Here is a 23824-nt window from a genome sequence, read left to right as displayed (position 1 = left end):
TTCGGAGGCTTCCATGTCCGGGCTCTTCAACGTCCTGGTGATCGTCGCGGTCATCGCTCTCGTCGTGGTCCGCCAGTGCTCGGCCCGGCGGGTCTCCGGCGACCGGCGCTGGTGGGTCCTGCCCGGCATCCTGCTCGTGATGGCCCTGCGCGAGCCCGGACTGGTCGACCGGCACCACGAGACGCTCTCCGTCGTCGTCCTGGGAACCGAGCTGCTCGTCGCGCTGGTCACGGGCGCGGCCTGGGGGTGGACGGCCCGGCTGTGGCGCGAGGAGGACGGCTCCCTCTGGAGCAAGGGGACCAGGGCCACCGTCTACGTCTGGACCGGAGGCCTGGTCCTGAGGGCGGCCCTCTACGGGGCGGCCGCGGCGCTGGGCATACATCAGGGCAGCTCCGTCCTGATGGCGGCGCTCGCGGTGACGCTGCTGGTGCGCGGTGGGGTGCTGGCCCGGAGGGTCGAGGAGATACCGGCGTCATACGGTGATACCGCTGACCGCGCGCCGTTCCGGCAGGCTTGGAAGGACCGGGTGTGACCCCCGCTTCATGGACGAGCTGGCCTTCACGGGAAGCTCTCTCGCGGGAGAGGCGCACCCGTCCGCGGACCGCCATCACGTGGTCCGCACGGGCCGCGCTGCTCATCGTGATGCTCTGGGGGACGTTCACGGACGGGCTGTTCGAGCCCTGGGAGATCGCGGTCGGTCTGATCGGCGTGTTCGGCTGCGCGGTGCTCGCGGTGGCCTTCTTCCGGGTGAGCCTGGAGAACCGCCTGTGGCTCTCGCTGGGCACGCTCGCCCTGCTGATGCTGGCGGCGTTCGGGGCGCAGGAGGCCGGGGCCACGGTGCCGGCGGTGGTGCTCTGGTGCGGTTGTGCGGTCACGGCTCTGGAGCGGTTGCCGCTGGTCGCGGGAGTCCCGTCCACGGCGGTGGCGCTCGGCGCGTACGCCGTGGTGAACACCGACAACTGGCCGTCCACGGCTGTGACCACAGCCGGGCTCTGCCTCGTGGGCTACGTACTGCGCCTGGACGCCGAGGCCAGGGGAAGCGCGCGGCGGCTTCTCGCGCAGGAGCGGGCCGCGAGGGTGGCGGAGGCCGAGACGGCTGCTCTGGACGAGCGGTCCAGGATCGCCCGGGAGATCCACGACGTGCTCGCCCACAGTCTCTCCGCACAGCTGGTGCATCTGGAGGCGGCGCGGCTGCTGATCGAGAGGGAGCCTGCGGGGGAGTTCCGGGACCAGGTCCTGCAGCGGGTGGTCGCGGCCCGTTCCATGGCCCGTGAGGGGCTTGCCGAGACCCGCCAGGCGCTCTCCGCCCTGCGCGGCGAGGTGTCGCCGGTGGAGGACTTCCTGCGACAGCTGGTGGCGGCCGAGCCGGTCGAGGTCCGGGTGCAGGGGGAGCGCCGGGTGCTGACCGCCGAGGCCTCGCAGGCGGTCCGTCGCGTCGCACAGGAGGCGCTGACCAATGTCCGTAAGCACGCGCCGGGCGCCAGGGTGCTCATCCGGCTGGAGTACCTGGCGGACGGGATCGCTCTGGAGGTCAGCGATTCGGGCGGCAGAGGTCCTGAGGGCGACCTCGCTGTCAGCGGCTCCGGATACGGTCTGCTGGGAATGCGGGAACGCGCCGAACTGCTCGGCGGCACGCTGGAGGCCGGTCCCGGCGAGGAGGGGTTCGTGGTGAATCTGCGGGTGCCCGCGTGACCGCGCGGGTAGTGGTGGCGGACGACCAGTCGGTGGTGCGCGAGGGGATCGTCATGCTGCTGGGCCTGCTGCCTGGTATCGAGGTGGTCGGATCGGCGAAGGACGGGGAGGAGGCCGTCGCACTGGTGGCCGAGCATGCCCCGGACGTGGTCCTGATGGACCTGCGCATGCCCCGCTGTGACGGCGTGGAGGCGACGCGCCGGATCCGCAAGGACCATCCCGACACCCAGGTCGTCGTGCTCACGACCTTCGCTGAGGACGATTCGCTCTTCCCGGCACTCCGGGCGGGGGCCCGCGGCTATCTCACCAAGGACGCGGGGGGAGACGAGATCGCGCGGGCCATCGAGGCGGTGCTCTCGGGCGAGGTCGGGCTCTCGCCAGCCGTGCAGCGCCGGCTGCTGGAGCAGGTCACCACGGGGCCGTTGCCGCTGGTCGCGGGCGCTGAGCCGGAACTGCCCGACGGGATGACCCCGCGCGAGGCGGAGGTGCTCGTCCTGATCGCCGAGGGGCTGTCCAACGCGGAGATCGCCCGCAGCCTGCACATCTCGCAGGCCACCGTGAAGAGCCACATCAACAACCTGTTCGCCAAGGCGGGGCTCCGTGACCGCGCCCAGGCGGTCCGCTACGCGTACGTGCGGGGGCTCGCACAGCCGCCCGGCGCATCCTTCACCTGAAGAGGTGAAGTCTCACGAATGAAGTGCCCGGGATCTTCCCCATCTGACCATTCTTGGGTACGCGGCCGAAGTGGTCCGTGGACAAGGGGAGTTGTTCGGTGGAGAAGGAAGCAGGGCGCGAGTCCGCAGCGGTGCGATTCGATGACCCGTGGTACGACGCGCTCTCCTCCGGTTGGGGGGAACTGGACGGTACGGGAGGCTTCGCGCCCGCCGGGGCAGCCCATTCCGTGGTGCCGCAGCGTGGCCCCAGCGCGGCGGACATCTATCTGGAGGTACAGCGCAGCGAGGCCTTCCAGGAGGTGCGGCGCCGGTACCGGCGCTTCATCGTCCCCGCCACCCTCGCGTTCTTCGTCTGGTACCTCGCGTACGTGGTCATGGCGGTCACCGCGCCCGGCCTGATGGCAAGACCCGTGGCCGGTGCCGTCAACGTCGCCATGGTGGCGGGGCTCGGGCAGTTCCTCACGACGTTCCTGCTCACAGGTGCGTACGCACGGCACGCGCGGCTGCGCAGGGACCGGGCAGCGCTCGATCTGCGCTGGGAGACCCAGGAGATGACGCGGGGGGCCGGGCGTTGAGCGGGAATCACCAGACCCTGGCGCTCCTGCTGTTCAGTGCCTTCATCGCCGTCACACTCGGCATCACCACCTGGGCGAGCCGCAACCGGCACGGTTCCGCGGAGGAGTTCTACGCGGGCGGCCGGCTGTTCTCGCCCATGGAGAACGGTTTCGCCATCGCGGGCGACTACATGTCGGCCGCGTCCTTCCTCGGCATCTCCGGTCTGATCGCCCTCTTCGGCTACGACGGCATGCTCTACTCGGTCGGCTTCCTGGTCGCCTGGCTCGTCGTGCTGCTGCTCGTCGCGGAACTCGTCCGCAACTGCGGCCGGTTCACCCTGGCCGATGTGGTGGCGGCGCGGATGGCCGAGCGGCCGGTCCGGATCGCGGCGGGGACGTCTTCCGTCACGGTCTCCGTGCTCTACCTCGTGGCGCAGATGGTGGGTGCGGGCAGCCTGGTGGCGCTGCTGCTCGGCGGCACGAGCGGTGCCGCCCGGTCCTGGACCGTCATCGGCGTCGGGGCGCTCATGGTGATCTATGTGTCACTCGGCGGTATGCGCGCCACCACCTGGATCCAGATCGTGAAGGCCGTCCTGCTGATGGGGGGCACGATCGTGCTCACCGTGCTCGTCCTGGTGCACTTCCACGGCAATGTCAACGAGCTGCTCAACTCCGCCGCCGACCACAGCGGCAACGGCAAGGAGTTCCTCTCGCCCGGTCTCCGGTACGGCGGTACCTGGACGGCCCGCGTCGACTTCATCAGCCTCGGCCTGGCCCTGGTGCTCGGCACGGCCGGGCTGCCGCACATCCTGTCGCGGTTCTACACCGTGCCGACCGCCCGTGCGGCCCGCCGGTCGGTCGTCTGGTCGATCGGCCTCATCGGCAGCTTCTACCTGATGACCATCGTGCTCGGATTCGGGGCGGCGGCACTGGTCGGCACGGCGGACGTTCGGGCCTCGAATCCCGCCGGGAACACGGCTGTTCCCCTGCTGGCCCTGGTGCTCGGCGGTGGCGAGGGATCCACCGGGGGAACGATTCTGTTCGCCGTCGTCGCCGCCGTGGCCTTCGCGACCATCCTGGCCGTCGTCGCCGGAATCACGCTGGCCTCTTCGGCCTCCGTCGCCCACGACCTCTACGCCTCGCTCCGCCGGCCGGGTTCCAAGCAGCGCAGCGAGGTCGCCGTGGCCCGGGTCGCGGCGGCGGGGATCGGGGTGGCCGCTATCGGGCTGGGCCTGCTCGCCCAGGATCTGAACGTGGCGTTCCTGGTGGGCCTGGCCTTCGCGGTCGCGGCATCCGCGAATCTGCCCGTGCTCCTCTACTCGCTGTTCTGGCGGAACTTCACCACGCGCGGCGCGGTCTGGTCGGTCTACGGAGGCCTGATCCCCGCCGTGCTGCTCGTCGTCTTCTCGCCGGTCGTCTCGGGCAGCGTCACCTCGCTCTTCCCCGGTGCGGACTTCCAGCTCTTCCCGCTGGAGAATCCCGGTCTGGTGTCGATCCCGCTGGGATTCCTGGCCGGCTGGATCGGTACGGTCACCTCGGCGGAACCGCCGGACGCCGCCAGGCACGCGGAGACCGAGGTCCGTGCGCTGACCGGAGCCGGCGCCGTCTGAGGGACCGACCGGCGCTACCTTCGCCCGGAAGTGGCCCGTCAGACCGGCGATCCGGCCAATTCGGTCCGGCGATGGTGCATCGTGCGAGGGCCGGCTAGGGGCGCCGCCCGTTCGCCGAGTTGTGCGGTGAGGGGTGCCGGAGAGGGCCTGACGACGAGTACGGTGACGCTGTTGGCGATGGTCGGCGCATGAGCTGTACCTGCGAGAAGCGCCGCCGGGACCGTCGGGCCGGTGCGGTGTTCCGGCGGTCGGCGGGCGGCGCGTTCACCGTGGCGGCGCTGCGGGAAACTCGGGGCTTTCCGAGAATTGACTCGTTTCCAGTTCCACGCAATCCGCTTGCGCTTCTTGCGCTAATCTTGCACACATGACGCGACGACTTGCTCAGGTGGCACAAAAAGTTGGAGTCAGTGAGGCCACGGTCAGCCGGGTGCTCAACGGCAAGCCAGGAGTCTCCGACGCCACGCGGCAGGCCGTCCTGTCCGCGCTGGACGTGCTCGGTTACGAGCGGCCGACCCAACTGCGCGGCGAGCGGGCCCGGCTGGTCGGCCTGGTCCTGCCCGAGCTGCAGAATCCGATCTTCCCCGCTTTCGCCGAAGTAGTCGGCAGCGCGCTCGCCCAGCAGGGCCTCACGCCCGTCCTGTGCACCCAGACCAAGGGCGGCGTCTCCGAGGCGGAATACGTCGAACTGCTCCTCCAGCAGCAGGTCTCGGGCGTCGTCTTCGCCGGTGGCCTCTACGCGCAGACCGACGCCCCGCACGACCACTACAAGGTGCTGGCCGACCGGAAGATCCCCGTCGTCCTCATCAACGCGGCCATCGACCACCTCGACTTCCCCGGCATCTCCTGCGACGACACCGTGGCGGTCGAACAGGCCTGGCGGCACCTCGTCTCGCTCGGCCACGAGCGCATCGGCCTGGTGCTCGGCCCCTCGGACCACGTGCCCTCGCAGCGCAAGCTGGCCGCCGCCCGGGTGCTCGCGGAGGAGACCGGCGCGACCATGCCGGACAAGTGGGTCGCCAGGGCGATGTACTCCCTGGAGGGCGGGCAGGCGGCGGCCATGCGGCTGCTGGACGAAGGGGTCACGGGGTTCATCTGCGCCAGTGACGTGCTGGCCCTGGGAGCGGTGCGCGCGGCCCGCCGCCGCGGCCTCTCGGTGCCCGCCGACGTCTCCGTCGTCGGGTACGACGACTCGGCGTTCATGAACTGCACGGAGCCGCCGCTGACCACGGTCCGGCAGCCGATCGAGGCCATGGGGCGGGCCGCCGTAGAGCTGCTCTCCGTGCAGATCGGAGGGCGCGCCGTGCCGTCCGACGAGCTGCTCTTCGAGCCCGAACTGGTGGTGCGCGGCTCCACGGCTCAGCCCCCGCGCAGCACTTCCCGCTGACCGTCGTTAATTTGCGCCTCGCGAACAGTCTATTGCGAAGGTGACCCTGTGGCATCGGGCAGCGGCTGGGGCGGCCGCGGTCCGGTGTACTGGCCGATGGGGCGCATCCGGAGCGGGCGCTCCCCGTACTCCTCCAGGGCATGGGCGATCCACCCCGCCGTACGGGAGATCGCGAACACGGTCTCGCCCGCCTCGGAGGCCATGCCGGAGGAGACGGAAAGCACGGCGAGCGCCATATCGACATTCGCGTGCAACGGGGTGTGGCGCGCGGTCGTGGTGACCACGTCGCGAGCCGCGGCCAGCGCCGGCGCCGCTCGTGGGATGTCCGCGAGCAGGGCGAACAGCGCGGTGGCCCGTGGGTCCTCGCCGGTGTAGAGCCGGTGGCCCAGCCCCGGCACCCGGCGGCCGGTGCGGAGGTGGTCCGCGACCACCGGGGCCGCGCCGCCCCGCTCCAGGACCTCGGTCAGCATCCGGTGCGCCAGTCCGCTGGCCGCGCCGTGGAGCGGCCCCTCCAGGACCCCGAGCCCTGCCGAGACCACGGCGTACGGATGGGCTCTGGCCGAGGCCGCGACCCGGGCTGCCAGGGTGGAGGCGGCCAGGTCGTGGTCGATCAGCAGCCCGAGAGCGGTGTCCAGCACGGCAAGTGACGCCTCGTCGGCCGGGTGGGCGGTGAGTTTCGGCCACAGTTGATGTGCCAGGCCGGAACCGGCGGACGCGATCGCGCCGCCACCCTCGTCCCGCTCCCCAGCCTCGTCCAAGGCCCCGGCCTCGTCCCGCTCCCCGCCCCCGCCAACTCCGTTGCCCACGGCCGTGCCGACGCCCCCCGCTCCGTCCGCGTCCACTGCCGGCAGCGCGTCCACCAGCGTCGGGATCAGGCTCCGCGCGCTTCCCAGCACCGCCTCGCGCGACAGGTCGAAACGCAGTGGATCGGCGGCCGCCGCGGCGACGACCGCGACCCGCAGCCGGTCCGTCGAACCGCAGTGCGCCGGCAGCGCGCCGACCGTCCGGCGCGCCGCGGCCAGCGCCTCGCGGGGTGCCGTGAACCGTGCGCCCGTCCGCAGCTCACCGGTCCAGAGCCACTCGGCGATCTCCTCGTAGGTGTGACGCCGGGCCAGCTCCGTGGCGTCCACGCCGCGGAAGCAGTAGCGGTCGCCCTCGATGAGCGTGATGCCGGTCCGGAACGACAGTTCGCCCGCGGGGGAGGCGGGCTCCCTGCGCCCCGTCCGCCGGGCCAGGGCGTCCACCTCTGCCGCGTCGAACGTGCTGCCCCGCCCGCCGGGCGCGCGGTTGCTGCTCAGCTGGCCCCGGCTCACGTACGCGTACACCGTCTCGGGCTTCACGCCCAGGCGCTCGGCCGTCTCCCGGGTGGTGAGCCGTTGCGCCGTGCGCTCCGAACCGTCGCCCGCGGCCGCTTGATCCGTCATGGTGCTCACCGTATCCATATTGATTCAATCAACATTGACAGATGCAAAGTCAAGCATGGACAGTCGAATCAATGTCAAGAGTCGCAGCACCGGAATGTTCCTGGAGGAAGCAATGACGACCATGACCGGCTCGGCCCCGCTCGACGTCCCCCGAGGTCTCGCGGGTGTCGTCGTCACCGACACGGCCCTCGGCGATGTCCGGGGCCGCGAGGGCTTCTACCACTACCGGCAGTACTCGGCGATCGAGCTGGCGCAGAACCGGAGCTTCGAGGACGTCTGGTACCTGATGACCGAGGGCGAGCTGCCGGGGCCGGCCGCCCGCGCCGACTTCGCCACCCGCACCGCCGCACTGCGCCGGCTGCCCGCCGAGGTGCGGGACGCCCTGCCCGCCATAGCCCGAGCGGGCGCCGTCTCCGGCCCGCTCGCGGGGCTGCGCACGGCGCTCTCGCTGCTCGGCGCGTCGGCGGGCTTCCGCCCGGTGTACGACATCGACGGGGACCGGCGCCGCGCCGACGCGCTGACCGTCTGCGCCGCGGTCCCCACCGTGCTCACCGCCCTGCACCGGCTCGGTCAGGGACTCGAACCGGTGGAACCGCGCGACGACCTGCCCTACGCGGCCAACTACCTCTACATGCTCACCGGTTCCGTACCGGACGCGGCCCGGGTCAGGGCCGTCGAGCAGTATCTGATCTCCACCGTCGACCACGGATTCAACGCCTCGACCTTCACCGGCCGGGTCGTCGCCTCCACCGGCGCGGACGTCGCCGCCTGTCTCGTGGCGGCCGTCGGCGCGCTCTCCGGGCCGCTGCACGGAGGTGCGCCGAGCCGGGCCCTGGACACCCTGGACGCCATCGGGACCCCCGACCGCATCGACGGCTGGATCCGCGAGCGGGTGCTCGCCGGTGACCGGATCATGGGCTTCGGACACCCGGTCTACCGCACGGAGGACCCCCGCTCCCGCATGCTGCGCGGCATCGCCCAGAGTTTCGGCGGCCCGCTCGTGGACTTCGCCGTCGAGGTGGAACGGCAGGTCGAGGCGATCCTCGCGGAGCTGAAGCCGGGCCGGGAACTGCACACCAACGTGGAGTTCTACGCCGGAGTGGTCATGGAGCTGTGCGGGCTGCCGCGCGAGATGTTCACGCCGACGTTCTGCTCCGCGCGGGTGGTCGGCTGGAGCGCCAATATCCTGGAGCAGGCGGAGGACTCCAAGATCATCCGCCCGGCGGCCCGCTACGTCGGCCCGCCTCCGCCGCAGCCGGTCCCGGCCGCCTGACGTCCCCGGAAGGGCCCCGTTGAACCCGTCGTCACCGCCCCGCAGCCGGCAGATCCCGGTCATCGTCCTCGCCGGATTCCTGGGATCCGGCAAGACGACGCTCCTCAACCACCTGCTGCGCCATCGCGCGGGCAACCGGATCGGCGTGATCGTCAACGACTTCGGGTCCATCGAGATCGACGCCATGACCGTGTCCGGACAGGTCGGCTCGACCGTCTCACTCGGCGGCGGCTGCCTGTGCTGCGCGGTCGACGTGAGCGAGCTCGACAGCTACCTGGAGACCCTGACCCGGCCCGCCGCCCGCCTCGATGTGATCGTCATCGAGGCGAGCGGGCTCGCCGAACCCCAGGAACTCGTACGGATGCTGCTGGCCAGCGACAATCCGCACATCGTGTACGGGGGGCTGGTCGAGGTGGTCGACGCGGCCGAGTTCGCCGCCACCCGGGAGCGCCACCCGGAGACCGACCGCCATCTGGCCGTCGCGGACCTCGTCGTACTGAACAAGACCGACCGGGCCGGGGAGGCCGAGCAGCTGCGTATCCGGGAGGCCGTCGCGGCCACCGGCAGCACGGCGGCCGTGGTCTCCGCCAGCTACGGACGTGTCGATCCGGAGCTGCTCTTCGATCCCGCGCTGCGGCCCGACGGCGAGGAGAAGGCACGTCAGCTGAGCTTCGAGGACCTGTACCTGGAGGAGCGGGCGGCGGAGTCCGGCGAGGAGCACGGCCATCTGCACGCGGCCTACGAGAGCCTCGACTTCACCTCGGACGTCCCCATGAGTCCCCGTCGGCTGATGGCCTTCCTGGACTCCCGGCCGGAAGGCCTCTACCGGATCAAGGGGTACGTCGACTTCGGCGCGGGAGACCCCGACAACGCCTACGCGCTGCACGCCGTCGGTAGGTTCCTGCGGTTCGCCCCGCAGCCCTGGACCCGCGGCGGGCCCCGGCTGACCCGGCTGGTGCTCATCGGCTCCGGCATCGACGTACCGGCCCTGCGCAAGGAGCTGGAGGGCTGTCGCGCACCGGACGGGCCGACGCCGGACACGGCGCAGGACGCCGCACACGAGCGATCCATGTGGGGCGTCCTGCGGTACGTGCGCGGGCCCGGCGACGACACGTAGCGCCACCGGCCGGGCCTGCTACACCGGGCCGGCGATCACCGCGACCGGGGACTCCAGAGGCGTCCCGGAACCGTCGCGGCGCGGGTCGGGCGCGGGCAGCGTGGCCGGGGCGCCGTTCTTCTGCGCGGCGCGGGCGGGCGTCGGGCCCGCCCAGGCGAACGTCAGCACGTCCTCGCCCTTCAGGAACCGCTGACAGCGCACCCCGCCGGTGGCCCGGCCCTTGCGCGGGTACTGGTCGAACGGGGTGAGCTTGCAGGTCAGCACGGAGTCGTCCAGCGTGCCGTGCGAACCGGCCACCGTGAACACCACGGCGTCCGAGGCCGGATCCACCGCGGCGAACGAGAGCACCTCTGCGCCCTCGGTGAGCTTCACGCCCGCCATACCGCCGGCCGGACGCCCCTGCGGGCGCACCTGCGCCGCCGGGTAACGCAGCAACTGCGCGTCCGAGGTGATGAAGACCAGGTCCTCCTCGCCGGTGCGCAGCTCCACCGCGCCGACGATCCGGTCACCGTCCTTGAGGGTGATGACCTCCAGCTCGTCCTTGTTGGCCGGATAGTCGGGCACCACACGCTTCACGACGCCCTGCAGGGTGCCGATCGCCAGCCCCTGCGAGGACTCGTCGAGGGTGGTGAGGCACACGACCTCCTCGTCCGCCTCCAGCGTGAGGAACTCCGCGACCATCGCCCCGCCCGAGAGGTTGGGCGCCGCATGGGTGTCCGGCAGCTGCGGCAGATCGATCACGGCGAGCCGCATCAGCCGCCCCGTCGAGGTCACCACGCCGATATCGCCCCGGGCCGTGGCAGGTACGGACGACACGATCACATCGTGCTTGGCGCGCTTGGCGTCCTCGGCGGAGGCGATCGGGTCGCCGTTTGCCGTACGGGCCAGCAGACCGGTCGAGGACAGCAGCACCCGGCACGGGTCGTCCGCGACCTCCAGCGGAACCGCCGCGATCTGCGAACCGGCCGACTCCAGCAGCACCGTACGCCGGTCGGTGCCGAACTTCTTGGCGACCGCCGCCAGTTCCGTGGAGACCAGCTTGCGCAGCTCGGGGTCCGATTCGAGGATCGCGGTCAGCTCGCCGATCTCGGCGTTGAGCCGGTCCCGCTCGCTCTCCAGCTCGACCCGGTCGAACCGGGTGAGCCGGCGCAGCGGCGTGTCCAGGATGTACTGCGTCTGGACCTCGCTCAGCGAGAAGCGCTCGATGAGCCGGTCCTTGGCCTGCGCCGAGTTGTCACTGGACCGGATGAGCCGGATGACCTCGTCGATGTCGATCAGCGCGACGAGGAGGCCCTCGACCAGGTGCAGCCGGTTGCGGCGCTTGGTCCGGCGGAACTCGCTGCGCCGGCGCACCACGTCGAAGCGGTGGTCGAGGTAGACCTCCAGGAGCTCTTTGAGCCCCAGGGTGAGCGGCTGTCCGTCGACCAGCGCCACGTTGTTGATGCCGAAGGACTCCTCCATCGGCGTCAGCTTGTAGAGCTGCTCCAGAACGGCTTCCGGCACGAAGCCGTTCTTCACCTCGATGACCAGGCGCAGTCCGTGCGCGCGGTCGGTGAGGTCCTTGACGTCCGCGATGCCCTGGAGCTTCTTCGCCGAGACCAGGTCCTTGATCTTGGCGATCACCTTCTCGGGACCGACGCTGAAGGGCAGTTCGGTGACGACCAGTCCCTTGCGGCGTGCCGTGACGTTCTCCACGGCGACGGTGGCGCGGATCTTGAACGAGCCGCGCCCCTTCGCGTACGCGTCCTTGATGCCGCCGAGTCCCACGATCCGGCCACCGGTCGGCAGGTCGGGACCGGGGACGAACCGCATCAGGGTGTCCAGGTCCGCGCCCGGATGCTTGATCAGGTGGCGGGCGGCGGCGATGACCTCGCCCAGGTTGTGCGGCGGCATGTTGGTCGCCATGCCGACCGCGATCCCGGTCGTGCCGTTGACCAGGAGGTTGGGATAGGCGGCCGGCAGGACGACCGGCTCCTGCTCCTGGCCGTCGTAGTTCGACTGGAAGGCGACGGTGTCCTCGTCGATCGACTCCGTCATCAACGACGTCGCGTCGGCCATCCGGCACTCGGTGTACCGCATCGCGGCCGGCGGGTCGTCGTTGCCGAGCGAGCCGAAGTTTCCGTGTCCGTCGACAAGGGGGAGCCGCATGGAGAACGGCTGTGCCATCCGCACCAGCGCGTCGTAGATCGACGCGTCACCGTGCGGGTGCAACTTACCCATGACCTCGCCGACGACGCGGGCGCACTTCACGTAGCCGCGGTCCGGGCGCAGGCCCATCTCGTTCATCTGGTACACGATGCGGCGGTGTACCGGCTTCAAGCCGTCACGGGCGTCCGGCAGGGCCCGTGAGTAGATCACCGAATACGCGTACTCAAGGAAGGAGCCCTGCATTTCGTCGACGACGTCGATGTCGAGGATCTTCTCCTCGAAGTCGTCCGGCGGCGGGGTCTTCGTGCTGCGGCGGGCCATCGCGGCTGCGACTCCTTCACGGATTCTGTTCGGGCAACCTCAGGTTCTGACGCGGACCATTGTGGACCGCCGCACCGACAACTCCGACCTCGACCCGTCCCAAAGGCGGTTCTCGACCCGTCCCGAGGGGGTGCTCCACCCGTCCCGAGGGGGCCGGAACCCTCTTTTCCGACGACTTCCGCAAGATTTGCGCATGACGTGCGCGGCACGGGAACTTCGCCAGGTGTCGGTGCGCTTGCTTACAGTGGCAGGTCTCGCATCACATCCAGTATCGCGATCGAAGGGACGTACATGCCCATGGGTCACACGGCCACAGCCCAGGCCGGCTCCGGCGGCTTGACAGCGACCGAGCACCGTCTGGCCAACGGCCTGCGCGTGGTGCTCTCCGAGGACCATCTGACCCCGGTCGCCGCGGTGTGCCTCTGGTACGACGTCGGCTCGCGCCACGAGGTCAAGGGACGCACCGGTCTGGCTCACCTCTTCGAGCACCTGATGTTCCAGGGCTCGGGCCAGGTCAAGGGGAACGGCCACTTCGAGCTGGTGCAGGGCGCCGGCGGCTCGCTCAACGGCACCACCAGTTTCGAGCGGACCAACTACTTCGAGACGATGCCCACGCACCAGCTGGAGCTCGCCCTGTGGCTTGAGGCCGACCGGATGGGCTCGCTGCTCGCCGCGCTCGACGAGGAGTCGATGGAGAACCAGCGGGACGTCGTCAAGAACGAGCGCCGGCAGCGGTACGACAACGTCCCCTACGGCACCGCCTTCGAGCGGCTGACGGCCCTCGCGTACCCGGAGGGCCACCCGTACCACCACACCCCGATCGGGTCGATGGCGGACCTGGACGCGGCGACCCTCGACGACGCGCGGTCCTTCTTCCGTACGAACTACGCGCCCAACAACGCGGTGCTCTCGGTCGTCGGTGACATCGACCCCGAGCAGACGCTCGCCTGGATCGAGAAGTACTTCGGCACCATCCCTTCGCACGACGGCAAGCAGCCGCCCAGGGACGGCTCGCTGCCCGAGATCATCGGCGGCGAGCTGCGCGAGGAGGTCCACGAGGAGGTCCCGGCGCGTGCGCTGATGGCCGCCTACCGGCTGCCGCACGACGGCACCCGGGAGTGCGACGCCGCGGATCTCGCGCTGACCGTGCTGGGCGGCGGCGAGTCGTCCCGGCTGCACAACCGGCTGGTCCGCCGCGACCGGACGGCCGTCGCGGCCGGATTCGGGCTGCTGCGGCTGGCCGGTGCGCCCTCGCTCGGCTGGCTGGACGTCAAGACGTCCGGCGGCGTCGAGGTGGCGCAGATCGAGTCCGCGGTCGACGAGGAGCTCGCCCGGTTCGCCGAGGAGGGCCCCTCGCCCGAGGAGATGGAGCGCGCCCAGGCCCAGTTGGAGCGCGAGTGGCTGGACCGGCTCGGTACGGTCGCGGGCCGCGCCGACGAACTGTGCCGGTTCGCCGTGCTGTTCGGTGACCCGCAGCTCGCCCTGACCGCGGTGCACCGGGTGCTCGACGTCACCGCGGAGGAGGTCCGGGCGGCCGCCAGGGCCCAGCTGCGCCCCGACAACCGGGCGGTGCTGGTCTACGAGCCGGTCGAGCCCGCGGAGCCCGCAGACGAGGCGGAGACCGCCGCCGACGACACCGACGCGCACGAAGGGGCGGACAAGTGAGCGACGCTGCCGTGACTGGAGTTTCGATGGAGTACCACCCCCAGCCCGCCCCCGGGACGGCCAGGCCCTGGGCCTTCCCCGCGCCCGAGCGCGGTGCCCTGCCCAACGGCCTCACGGTGCTGCGCTGCCACCGCCCCGGCCAGCAGGTCGTCGCCGTCGAGGTCTTCCTCGAAGCCCCGCTCGACGCCGAACCCGAGGGTCTGGACGGGGTGGCCACGATCATGTCGCGCGCCCTGTCGGAGGGCACCGACAAGCACAGCGCGGAGGAGTTCGCCGCCGAGCTGGAGCGGTGCGGCGCCACCCTGGACGCCCACGCCGACCACCCCGGTGTCCGGGTCTCCCTGGAGGTTCCCGCCTCCCGGCTGGCCAAGGCGCTCGGCCTGGTCGCGGAGGCGCTGCGGGCACCGGCCTTCTCGGACAGCGAGATCGAGCGGCTGGTGAACAACCGGCTCGACGAGATCCCGCACGAGCAGGCGAACCCCGCGCGGCGCGCGGCCAAGCAGCTCTCCAAGGAGCTCTTCCCGGCCACGGCCCGCATGTCGCGCCCGCGCCAGGGCACCGAGAAGACCGTCGAGCGGATCGACTCCGCGGCCGTGCGAGCCTTCTACGACGCCCACGTCCGCCCGTCCACCGCGACCGCCGTGGTCGTCGGCGACCTCACCGGCATCGACCTGGACGCCCTGCTCTCCGACACCCTGGGCGACTGGTCGGGCAACACCGCCGCGTCCCGGCCGGTCCCGCCGATCACCGCCGACGACACCGGCCGGGTGGTCATCGTGGACCGCCCCGGAGCGGTGCAGACCCAGCTGCTGATCGGCCGGATCGGCGCCGACCGGCACGACAGCGTCTGGCCGGCCCAGGTGCTCGGCACGTACTGCCTGGGCGGCACGCTGACCTCCCGGCTCGACCGGGTGCTGCGTGAGGAGAAGGGCTACACGTACGGCGTGCGCGCCTTCGCCCAGGTGCTGCGCTCCTCGGCCCCGGACTCCGCCTCGGGGGCGACCGGCGCCGCGATGCTCGCCATCAGCGGCTCGGTGGACACGGAGTCCACCGGACCGGCGCTGGAAGACCTGTGGAAGGTGCTCCGGACCCTGGCCGCGGAGGGCCTGACGGACGCCGAGCGCGAGACGGCCGTGCAGAACCTCGTGGGCGTGGCACCGCTGAAGTTCGAGACGGCCGCCTCCGTCGCGGGCACCCTCGCGGACCAGGTCGAGCAGCACCTCGCGGACGACTACCAGGCGCAGCTGTACGCGCGCCTGGCCGAGACCGGCACGGTGGAGGCGACGGCTGCCGTGGTCAACGCCTTCCCGCAGGACCGGCTGGTCACGGTCCTGGTCGGGGACGCCGCGCAGATCAAGGAGCCCGTCGCGGCTCTCGGCATCGGAGAGGTCTCGGTCGTCACCGGCTGATCTGCCACCGTCCCCGGCAGCGGGGCGGGAGCGAGGCCCTGGCGGGCCGTCCGCCGCCAGGGCCTTCCCTTTTGTCCCCTTTGGTGGAGAGGTTGCCTGTCTGCCCTGTGGGATGCGCTACAAAACCGCCTGTCCGTTTGGTGCGGGGAAGTGCCCCCGTTTAGCGTCGGCCCGGCTGTCCGTCACTCGTATGCCGCATCCGCGACGTACCGGGCAGTCATCGCCGAGTCCCCGTCAGGCGCGAGCCCGGGGAGCCGGGGACCCGTGCAGTCCCTGGGGTGAATCGGATGTCCGTGCCTCCACGAGGCCGGGACTCCGTAGGAGACCTTCCTGCTCCGAACCCGTCAGCTAACCCGGTAGGCGAGAAGGAAGGAAAGGACCAGCCACTTCATGGCGTTCACCCGTGCCACGGGGAAGCACCGTGCCCCGAGCCGTCTGACGCGTCGCGGCGCGAAGGCCGTCGGTATCGCGACCCTGGCGACCACCGGTGTCATCGGTTCCCTGGCCTCCCCGGCGCTCGCCGCGGACACCGAGGCCCCCGCCGCCGACACCGGCCTCTCCCAGATCGTCGCCATCGAGGGCGACCTGGCCGACCGGATCGACGCCCAGGCGGACGCACAGCGGCACCAGGCCGACGCCGCCGCCGAGGCGAAGGCCAAGGCGAAGGCGAAGGCCAAGGCCGACGCGAAGAAGAAGGCCGAGGCGAAGGCGAAGAAGGCCAGGGCCGCAGCCAAGGCCAGGGAGGCCCGCGAGAGCGAGGCGCGTGCCGCCCGCTCCGCCGAGCGCGCCCGGCTGGGCACCTTCCAGCTGCCCGTCGCGGGTTCTTACGTGAGCACCGGCTACAAGTCCAGCGGCTCCCTGTGGTCCTCCGGCAGTCACTCCGGCATCGACTTCCACGCCGCGTCCGGCAGCTCCGTCGTCGCCGTCGGCGCCGGTACGGTCGTCGAGGCCGGCTGGGGCGGCGCGTACGGCAACAACATCGTGCTCCGGATGACGGACGGCACGTACACCCAGTACGGCCACCTCTCCTCGATCGCCGTCTCCGTCGGCCAGAGCGTCGGCCAGGGGCAGCGGATCGGCCTCTCCGGCGCCACCGGCAACACCACCGGCCCGCACCTCCACTTCGAGGCCCGCACCACCCCGTCGTACGGCTCCGACATGGACCCGGTCGCCTATCTGCGCGCCCACGGCGTCACCGTCTGACCGACGCTGAGCACCCCACCGAAGGCCCCGGCGACCCGCCGGGGCCTTCGGCCGTACCCGGCCGCCGGACCGCGGCGCGGCACCCCTTCCCCGAACCCGTCCGCGGCCAAAAGATATTCATGAATTTCCGCCCGGCATCGGAAATGCGTCCGCATTGCAATAGAGTCACAGGACAGGCGTCGATCGGCCGCGTTTCGCGGGGATTAAGGCGGAGGTTCGGACATGCGCATTCCGGCGCATTCGGTATGCACGGCAATCCGTGACGACATCGTCTCCGGTGTCTTCGAACGCGGCAGCCGGCTCACCGAGGAAGTGCTCGCACGCCGTTACGGGGTTTCCCGCGTCCCGGTGCGTGAAGCGCTGCGCACCCTGGAGTCCGAGGGCTTCGTGGTCACCCGCAGGCATGCCGGGGCCTGCGTCGCAGAGCCCGACGAGCAGGAGGCGGCGGACCTGCTTGAGGTCCGGATGCTGCTGGAACCGCTCGGTGCGGCCCGTGCCGCCCAGCGCCGCACCGACGCCCACCTCAAGGTGTTGCGCGGCCTGGTCAGGCTGGGCCAGGAGCGGGCCCGCCGGGGTGAGGGCGAGGACCTGCGCTCACTGGGCGGCTGGTTCCACGAGACCCTCGCCCAGGCCTCCGGCAGCCCCGGCCTGATCGCCCTGCTCACCCAGCTCCGGCACAAGATCGCCTGGATGTACGCGGTCGACCCGCCGGCCCGCCCCGCCGACTCCTGGGCCGAGTACGGGGCCATCGTGGACGCCGTGGCACGCGGCGACGCGGAACGGGCGAGGGCGCTCGCCGCCCAGCACGCCGAGCGGGCCACGGCCGCGCACCGGCTGCGCCGCCCCGGCCGTCCCGGCGCCGCGGCCGTACCCCGGGCCGGCCGGGTGAGGACTTCGCAACATGCCGTAAACACCCAGGGCGGCCGTCATTAACAATTACGCCGTATACAAGAAGTAGCTATTCGCCGAAGCATTCCTGGTGCTGCCCATTCCGTTGTTCTGCTCGCCGTCCTGAATCATTTCCGGTGGCCGGACCATATGGGCCGCTACGGGCGGCATTCTCGCGCGAACGCAAAAGCCGCGGCTCCCGGTCGGGGGTGCCGCGGCTCTTGCGCAGGAATTCCAGGCGGTCGTGACCGTCGGATCAGACGGTCTCCGGGAGCTCGTCGAGCCCCTCGGCGACCAGCTTGGACAGACGGTCCAGGGCGTCGTCGGCGCCGTCGGCCTCGGACGCGAGGATGATCTCCTCGCCGCCCTGGGCACCGAGCCCGAGCACCGCGAGCATGGACGCGGCGTTCACCGGGTTGCCGTCGGCCTTGGCGATGGTCACGGGGACGCCGGAGGCCGTGGCGGCACGGACGAAGATGGATGCGGGGCGGGCGTGCAGGCCCTCGGCCCAACCGACGTTGACGCGGCGCTCAGCCATGGTTCTGCCCTTCACGAATCAATGGTTGTCTAGACCAGTCTCTCATGCAGTGCGCGATGCTCCGGCCGGTCCGCGGCCCGTCCGCGGACCGCTTCCGCCGTAGGCCGGCCACCCCAGACTGCCCCGGCCCCGGCCCCCACGCGACCGCTGGCGGAGCCGTACGCTTTGCCCATGGAGCCCTCTGTGGAGCAGAGTCCGCATCACGCCTACCCCGGCCACTGGGAGGCGGACGTGGTGCTCCGCGACGGCGGCACCGCCCGGATCAGGCCGATCACCACGGACGACGCCGAACGGCTGGTCAGCTTCTACGAGCAGGTCTCCGACGAGTCGAAGTACTACCGCTTCTTCGCCCCCTACCCCCGGCTCTCCGCCAAGGACGTCCACCGCTTCACCCATCACGACTACGTCGACCGGGTGGGACTCGCCGTCACGGTGGGCGGCGAGTTCATCGCCACCGTCCGCTACGACCGGATCGACGCCACGGGCAGGCCGGCCTCGGCCCCGGCGGACGAGGCCGAGGTCGCCTTCCTCGTCCAGGACGCGCACCAGGGCCGCGGGGTCGCCTCCACCCTCCTCGAACACATCGCGGCCGTTGCCCGGGAGCGCGGCATCCGGCGCTTCGCCGCCGAGGTGCTCCCCGCCAACAACAAGATGATCAAGGTCTTCCGGGACGCCGGATACACCCAGCAGCGCAGCTTCGAGGACGGCTCCGTCCACCTCACCCTCGACCTCGAACCGACCGCCGAGTCGCTCGCCGTCCAGCGCGCCCGCGAGCAGCGGGCAGAGGCGCGGTCCGTGCAGCGGCTGCTCGCCCCGGGCTCCGTCGCCGTCATCGGTGCGGGGCGCAACCCGGGCGGCGTCGGCCGCACCGTCCTGCGCAACCTCCTGGGCGCGGGCTTCACCGGCCGCGCCTACGCGGTGAACAGCGCCCTGGCCGCGGACCAGGACACCATCGACGGGGTGCCCGCCCACCGCTCCCTCGGCGAGATCGGTGAACCGGTCGACCTCGCCGTCGTCGCCGTCCCCGCCGAGCGGGTGCCGGAAGCCGTCGCGGACTGCGGGGAACACGGCGTCCAGGGCCTCGTCGTCCTCTCCGCCGGATACGCCGAGTGGGGTGCGGAGGGCCGCGAACGGCAGCGCGAACTGGTGCGCCAGGCCCGCTCGTACGGCATGCGCATCATCGGCCCGAACGCCTTCGGCATCATCAACAACTCCGAGGCGGTCCGGCTGAACGCCTCACTCGCCCCGGAACGGCCCGCCTCCGGGCGCATCGGCCTGTTCACCCAGTCCGGCGCGATCGGGATCGCCCTGCTCTCCGGGCTCTACCGGCGCGGCGCGGGACTCTCCACCTTCATCTCGGCCGGGAACCGCGCCGACATCTCCGGCAACGACTTCCTCCAGTACTGGTACGAGGACCCGGACACGGATGTCGCCCTGCTGTACCTCGAATCGCTCGGCAACCCCCGCAAGTTCACCCGCCTCGCCCGGCGCACCGCGGCCGTGAAGCCGGTGGTCGTGGTCAAGGGCGCCCGGCACAGCGGCTCCACCCCGCCGGGCCACGCCGTGCCCGTCAGCCGGATCCCGGACGCCACCGTCTCCGCGCTGATGCGGCAGGCGGGCGTGATCCGCGTCGACACGGTGACCGAGATGGTCGACGCGGGCCTCCTCCTGGCGGACCAGCCGCTCCCGGCGGGCGGCCGCGTCGCGATCCTCGGCAACTCCGAATCCCTCGGGCTGCTCACGTACGACGCCTGCCTGGCCGAGGGGCTGCGCCCGCGCCCGCCGCGCGACCTCACCACGGCCGCCACCCCGCAGGACTTCAGGGACGCGCTGGCCGAGGCGCTGGCCGACGAGGGCTGCGACGCGGTGATCGTGACGGCGATCCCCTGGGTGGGCGAGGACGGAGAGGCGGAACAGGGCGACGGCGAGGTGCTGGCCACCGCGCTGCACACGGCGGCCGCCGCGGGTCCGGCCAAGCCGGTGGCCGTCGTCCACGTGGAGATCGGCGGCCTCGCGGAGGCCCTGGCGGCGGCCACCAGCACGGTGGCCCAGCAGCGCCCCGCCCCGGCGCAGCCGTCCGGCCCGGCGCCGGGCCGCCCCCCGGCCACACCCGCCACGACGGCATCCACCGCCGCACCAGCCCCTTCCGCTACAACAGCACCCCCCACCACGCCAGCACCACCCGCTACGGCGGCACCCACCACCACGCCAGCACCACCCGCCACGGCGGCACCCACCACCCCAGCAGCACCCGCCACCACGCCAGCACCCGCCACCCCAGCAGCATCCCCGGCCACGACACCGCCCCCGGTGTCGCCTGTGCCCCTCGGCGGTACGGACACCGCGTTCGGGGCGGCCGGACCCGGAGTCCGCGCCGCCGGCCGGATTCCCGCCTACCCGGCCGCGGAACGCGCCGTCCGGGCGCTCTCCGAAGCCGTGAAGTACGCCCAGTGGCGGCGCCAGGCGGCGGTCCCCGGCAAGGTGCCCGAGTTCCTCGACGACACCATCGACGAGGCGGGCGCGGCAGCCCGTATCGACGCGGCTCTGGGCGATGACCCCGATCCGCGCGGCAGGCCCCTGCCGCCCGACGAGGCCCGCGAGCTGCTGGCCTGCTACGGCATCACCGTCCGGCCGACGCTGCCGGCCCCCGACGCGGAGGCGGCCGTCACCGCCGCCGGGCGGCTCGGCTACCCGGTCGCGCTGAAGACCACCGCACCCCATCTGCGCCACCGTGCCGACCTCGGCGGTGTCCGGCTGGACCTCGCCACCGAGTCCGCCGTGCGCCGCGCGTACGGCGAACTGACGGACCTGCTGGGCAAGCCCGCCGAACTGCGGCCCGTGGTGCAGGCCATGGCCCCGCGCGGTGTCGACACCGTCGTACGGGCCACGATCGACCCGGCCGCGGGCGCCGTCCTCTCCTTCGGGCTGGCGGGCGCGCCCTCCGAGCTGCTCGGCGACACCGCCCACCGGCTGGTTCCGGCCACCGACCGGGACGCCGCCGAGCTGATCCGCTCGATCCGGGCCGCCCCGGTCCTCTTCGGCTGGCGCGGCTCCGCGCCCGTGGACACCGCGGCGCTGGAAGAACTGCTGCTCAGGGTCTCGCTGCTGGTCGACGACCACCCCGAGGTGGTCGCCGTGGCCCTGGAACCCGTGGTGGTCGCCACCCAGGGGCTGACGGTCCTCGGAGCGAGCGTCCGGCTCTCGCCGCCCCCGGCCCGTACCGACCTCGGCCCCCGCCGGCTCTCCAACTACTGACCCGCGGGGCCCGCGCCGCCCCCGGACGCCGTCCGGTGCGGGGCGGGCAGGACGTCCCCGGCAGCCACCAGCCCCCCGTAGGATGGTCCGTATGGCTAAGACCGGTACGACGACCCAGGGGCTGCGCGCGGCGATCGAGCGCAGTGGCTACTACCCGGCCCTCGTGGCCGAGGCGGTGGAGGCCGCCGTGGGCGGTGAGCCGGTCGCTTCGTACCTGGTGCACCAGGAGACCACCTTCGACTCCAACGAGGTGCGCCGGCACGTCACCGTCCTGGTGCTGACGGACAACCGTTTCGTCGTCAGCCACACCGACGAGCAGAACGCCGACACCAGTTCCCCGACGCCCTACGCCACCACCTCCACCGAGTCGGTCAAGCTCGACCGGATCTCCTCGGTCGTGGTGAGCCGCGTGGTGGCCAACCCGGAGAAGTACGTGCCCGGCACGCTGCCCCGCGAGGTCGTCCTGACCATCGGCTGGGGCGCGGTCTCCCGGATCGACCTGGAGCCCGCCGCCTGCGGCGACCCCAACTGCGAGGCGGACCACGGCTACACCGGCAGCTCCACCGCCGACGACCTGAGCCTGCGGGTCAGCGAGGCCGGCGACGGCCCCGACACCGTGCGCCAGACCCTCGCCTTCGCCCAGGCGCTCTCCGAGGCCACAGCCGCGACCGCCGCGGCCGACCGCTGATGGCCCAGCCGGCCTGGCAGGACCCGGTACCACTGGACATCGACACCGCCCCGGTGCCCGAGTACGGCAGCGGCTCGCTGGCCGATCTGCTGCCCACGCTCGTCGCGGGGCAGGGGGTGGCGGGTTTCACGCCCGCGATCGCGGAGCTCACCCCCGCCGACCGCAACTGCGTCTTCCTGATCGACGGCCTCGGCTGGGAGCAGATCCGCTCCCACCCCGACGAGGCGCCCTTCCTGCACTCGCTGCTGCCCACCTCGCGCGGCGGTACGGGCCGTCCGATCACGGCGGGCTTCCCGGCGACCACCGCGACCTCGCTGGCCTCGGTCGGTACCGGGCTGCCGCCGGGCGAGCACGGCCTCACGGGTTACACCGTGCGCAATCCGGCGACCGGCGCGCTGATGAACCAGCTGCGCTGGCGGCCCTGGTCGGAGCCGAAGGCCTGGCAGCCGCACCCCACCGTCTTCACCCTCGCCGACGCCGCCGGAGTGCGCACCGCCCAGGTCTCCGCGCCGGCCTTCGAGCAGACCCCGCTCACCAAGGTCGCGCTCAGCGGCGGCTCCTTCCTCGGCCGGCTGACCGGCGAGGACCGGATGGACGTCGCGGCCGAACGGCTGGCCGCCGGTGACCGCTCGCTCGTCTACACCTACTACAGCGAGGTCGACGGCATGGGGCACCGCTTCGGCGTCGACTCCGACGCCTGGCGCGGCCAGCTGATGCACGTGGACGGACTGGCCAGGCGGCTGGCGGAGCAGCTCCCGCCGCGCTCTGCGCTGTACATCACCGCCGACCACGGCATGATCGACATCCCGTTCGACGAGCAGTCCCGGATCGACTTCGACGAGGACTGGGAGCTGCGCGCGGGCGTCGCGCTGCTCGGCGGCGAGGGCCGCGCCCGGCATGTGTACGCCGTCCCGGGCGCGGAGGCCGACGTGCTGGCCGTCTGGCGCGAGGTGCTGGGCGAGCAGTTCTGGGTGGCGAGCCGGGACGAGGCCGTCGCGTCGGGCTGGTTCGGCCCCCACGTCGACGAGCGCGTCCTCGGCCGGATCGGTGACGTGGTCGCGGCGGCCCACGACGACGTGGTGATCACCGCTACCGACAACGAGCCCCACGAGTCCGCGATGGTGGGCATGCACGGCTCGATGACCCCCGTCGAGCAGCTCGTACCGCTCCTCGAAGTACGCTCGTAGCCCCGGTCCCCGTATCCCTCCCCGCCCGTCCCGAAAGGTGCTCGACCCCTCATGCCCGAGCTGGTGTTCTTCTCCGGAACCATGGACTGCGGGAAGAGCACACTCGCACTCCAGATCGGGCACAACCGGTCCGCGCGGGGCCTCCAGGGCGTCATCTTCACCCGGGACGACCGGGCGGGGGAGGGCAAACTCTCCTCCCGGCTGGGTCTGGTGACGGACGCGGTCGAGGCGGACGAGGGGATGGACCTGTACGCCTACGTGGTGGCCCGGCTCTCGAAGGGCGCCAGGGTCGACTACGCGATCGTGGACGAGGCGCAGTTCCTGGCCCCGGACCAGATCGATCAACTGGCCCGTGTCGTGGACGACCTGGAGATGGACGTCTTCGCCTTCGGGATCACCACGGACTTCCGTACGAAGCTGTTCCCCGGTTCGCAGCGGCTGATCGAGCTGGCGGACCGGGTCGAGCAGCTTCAGGTCGAGGCCCTGTGCTGGTGCGGGGCGCGTGCGACGCACAACGCCCGGACGATAGAGGGCGAGATGGTCGTCGAGGGCGCTCAGGTCGTGGTCGGTGATGTGAACCGCCAAGCGGGCGAGGTCGGTTACGAGGTCCTCTGCCGCCGCCACCACTCGCGCCGGGTGACCGCCGCGTCCGCTCGGGCGGGTGCGCTCTCACCCGATGTCCTGCCGGTGTCGTCCGCCTGACACCGGGTCCGCCTTCGCAAGGAGGCGACTGGCACCGATGGCCGATTTTCGGCCGGTTTCGCCGTGCCCGGCTGCCGGGGTGATCCGTGGCG

The 23824-nt window shown here is 71.8% G+C and carries 19 protein-coding genes and 1 riboswitch; of the genes, 16 read left to right on the top strand and 3 right to left on the bottom strand.

Translation table 11 applies throughout. The annotated features are described in order from the left end of the window. Positions 1-13 precede the first annotated feature (13 nt). The 6 genes from ACIP89_RS26860 (at position 14) to ACIP89_RS26835 (ending at position 5914) form a co-directional block, all read left to right on the top strand. A complete protein-coding gene (locus tag ACIP89_RS26860; protein ID WP_402117178.1) occupies positions 14-532 on the top strand; it encodes a DUF1453 domain-containing protein in 519 nt (172 codons plus the stop codon). Further along, positions 529-1692, top strand: a complete 1164-nt coding sequence (locus tag ACIP89_RS26855; RefSeq protein WP_402117176.1) for a sensor histidine kinase — start codon at positions 529-531, stop codon at positions 1690-1692. The genes ACIP89_RS26860 and ACIP89_RS26855 overlap by 4 nt, the downstream gene beginning before the upstream one ends. Beyond that, entirely contained in the window at positions 1689-2366 is a 678-nt protein-coding gene (locus ACIP89_RS26850) for a response regulator (RefSeq protein WP_402117174.1), read from the top strand. Before ACIP89_RS26855 ends, ACIP89_RS26850 begins: the two co-directional genes overlap by 4 nt. A gap of 131 nt (positions 2367-2497) precedes the next feature. Continuing rightward, positions 2498-2941, top strand: a complete 444-nt coding sequence (locus tag ACIP89_RS26845) for a DUF485 domain-containing protein (protein ID WP_401931696.1) — start codon at positions 2498-2500, stop codon at positions 2939-2941. Next, positions 2938-4530, top strand: a complete 1593-nt coding sequence (locus ACIP89_RS26840) for a cation acetate symporter (RefSeq protein ID WP_402117172.1) — start codon at positions 2938-2940, stop codon at positions 4528-4530. Before ACIP89_RS26845 ends, ACIP89_RS26840 begins: the two co-directional genes overlap by 4 nt. A 364-nt stretch (positions 4531-4894) precedes the next feature. After that, positions 4895-5914 carry a LacI family DNA-binding transcriptional regulator gene (locus tag ACIP89_RS26835; RefSeq protein WP_401931221.1) on the top strand — a complete coding sequence of 340 codons (1020 nt, stop codon included), beginning with the start codon at positions 4895-4897 and terminating at the stop codon, positions 5912-5914. A 29-nt stretch (positions 5915-5943) separates the two neighbouring features. Here ACIP89_RS26835 and ACIP89_RS26830 read toward each other — a convergent pair whose 3' ends face one another. Continuing rightward, a complete protein-coding gene (locus ACIP89_RS26830) occupies positions 5944-7338 on the bottom strand; it encodes a citrate/2-methylcitrate synthase (RefSeq protein ID WP_402117170.1) in 1395 nt (464 codons plus the stop codon). Positions 7339-7450: 112 nt separating this feature from the next. Here ACIP89_RS26830 and ACIP89_RS26825 point away from each other — a divergent pair, with 112 nt between their 5' ends. Further along, entirely contained in the window at positions 7451-8611 is a 1161-nt protein-coding gene (locus ACIP89_RS26825; protein ID WP_401931226.1) for a citrate synthase/methylcitrate synthase, read from the top strand. Between the two features lie 19 nt (positions 8612-8630). Continuing rightward, positions 8631-9728 (top strand): CobW family GTP-binding protein, encoded by a 1098-nt coding sequence (locus ACIP89_RS26820; RefSeq protein ID WP_401931241.1) that lies wholly within the window; start codon positions 8631-8633, stop codon positions 9726-9728. 18 nt (positions 9729-9746) lie between these two features. Here the strand turns inward: ACIP89_RS26820 and ACIP89_RS26815 are convergent, their stop codons facing one another. After that, positions 9747-12197, bottom strand: a complete 2451-nt coding sequence (locus ACIP89_RS26815) for a DNA topoisomerase (ATP-hydrolyzing) subunit A (RefSeq protein ID WP_402117168.1) — start codon at positions 12195-12197, stop codon at positions 9747-9749. Between the two features lie 291 nt (positions 12198-12488). Here ACIP89_RS26815 and ACIP89_RS26810 point away from each other — a divergent pair, with 291 nt between their 5' ends. From ACIP89_RS26810 to ACIP89_RS26795, 4 genes are all read left to right on the top strand, one after another. Beyond that, a complete protein-coding gene (locus ACIP89_RS26810) occupies positions 12489-13862 on the top strand; it encodes a M16 family metallopeptidase (RefSeq protein ID WP_401931235.1) in 1374 nt (457 codons plus the stop codon). 26 nt (positions 13863-13888) lie between these two features. Next, positions 13889-15271, top strand: a complete 1383-nt coding sequence (locus ACIP89_RS26805; RefSeq protein ID WP_401931247.1) for a M16 family metallopeptidase — start codon at positions 13889-13891, stop codon at positions 15269-15271. 211 nt (positions 15272-15482) lie between these two features. Continuing rightward, a riboswitch (cyclic di-AMP (ydaO/yuaA leader) is annotated at positions 15483-15649 on the top strand. A 12-nt stretch (positions 15650-15661) separates the two neighbouring features. Then, positions 15662-16474 carry a M23 family metallopeptidase gene (locus ACIP89_RS26800; RefSeq protein WP_401931250.1) on the top strand — a complete coding sequence of 271 codons (813 nt, stop codon included), beginning with the start codon at positions 15662-15664 and terminating at the stop codon, positions 16472-16474. 222 nt (positions 16475-16696) lie between these two features. Continuing rightward, complete coding sequence (locus tag ACIP89_RS26795) at positions 16697-17407, top strand: GntR family transcriptional regulator (RefSeq protein WP_402117166.1); 711 nt, start codon at positions 16697-16699, stop codon at positions 17405-17407. 211 nt (positions 17408-17618) lie between these two features. Here the strand turns inward: ACIP89_RS26795 and ACIP89_RS26790 are convergent, their stop codons facing one another. Next, the gene (locus ACIP89_RS26790; protein WP_401931246.1) at positions 17619-17900 is read right to left on the bottom strand and encodes an HPr family phosphocarrier protein; all 282 of its coding nucleotides are present in this window, start codon (positions 17898-17900) and stop codon (positions 17619-17621) included. Positions 17901-18071: 171 nt separating this feature from the next. On the opposite strand from ACIP89_RS26790, the gene ACIP89_RS26785 reads away from it, so the two are divergent. The 4 genes from ACIP89_RS26785 to ACIP89_RS26770 all read left to right on the top strand — a co-directional run bounded on the left by ACIP89_RS26785 (position 18072) and on the right by ACIP89_RS26770 (position 23732). Then, positions 18072-21155 carry a GNAT family N-acetyltransferase gene (locus tag ACIP89_RS26785; RefSeq protein WP_402117165.1) on the top strand — a complete coding sequence of 1028 codons (3084 nt, stop codon included), beginning with the start codon at positions 18072-18074 and terminating at the stop codon, positions 21153-21155. 91 nt (positions 21156-21246) lie between these two features. Then, positions 21247-21843 (top strand): DUF5998 family protein, encoded by a 597-nt coding sequence (locus tag ACIP89_RS26780; protein WP_024490532.1) that lies wholly within the window; start codon positions 21247-21249, stop codon positions 21841-21843. Beyond that, positions 21843-23030, top strand: a complete 1188-nt coding sequence (locus ACIP89_RS26775) for an alkaline phosphatase family protein (protein WP_402117164.1) — start codon at positions 21843-21845, stop codon at positions 23028-23030. Before ACIP89_RS26780 ends, ACIP89_RS26775 begins: the two co-directional genes overlap by 1 nt. Before the next feature lie 51 nt (positions 23031-23081). Next, positions 23082-23732, top strand: coding sequence for a thymidine kinase (locus ACIP89_RS26770; RefSeq protein WP_073737685.1), 651 nt, complete (start codon positions 23082-23084; stop codon positions 23730-23732). Positions 23733-23824: the final 92 nt, after the last annotated feature.

Source organism: Streptomyces sp. NPDC088730 (assembly GCF_044751215.1).
Taxonomy (GTDB): Bacteria; Actinomycetota; Actinomycetes; order Streptomycetales; family Streptomycetaceae; genus Streptomyces.
Note: the sequence above shows the minus strand (reverse complement) of the source record. Positions and strands in the feature narration are given on the sequence as shown.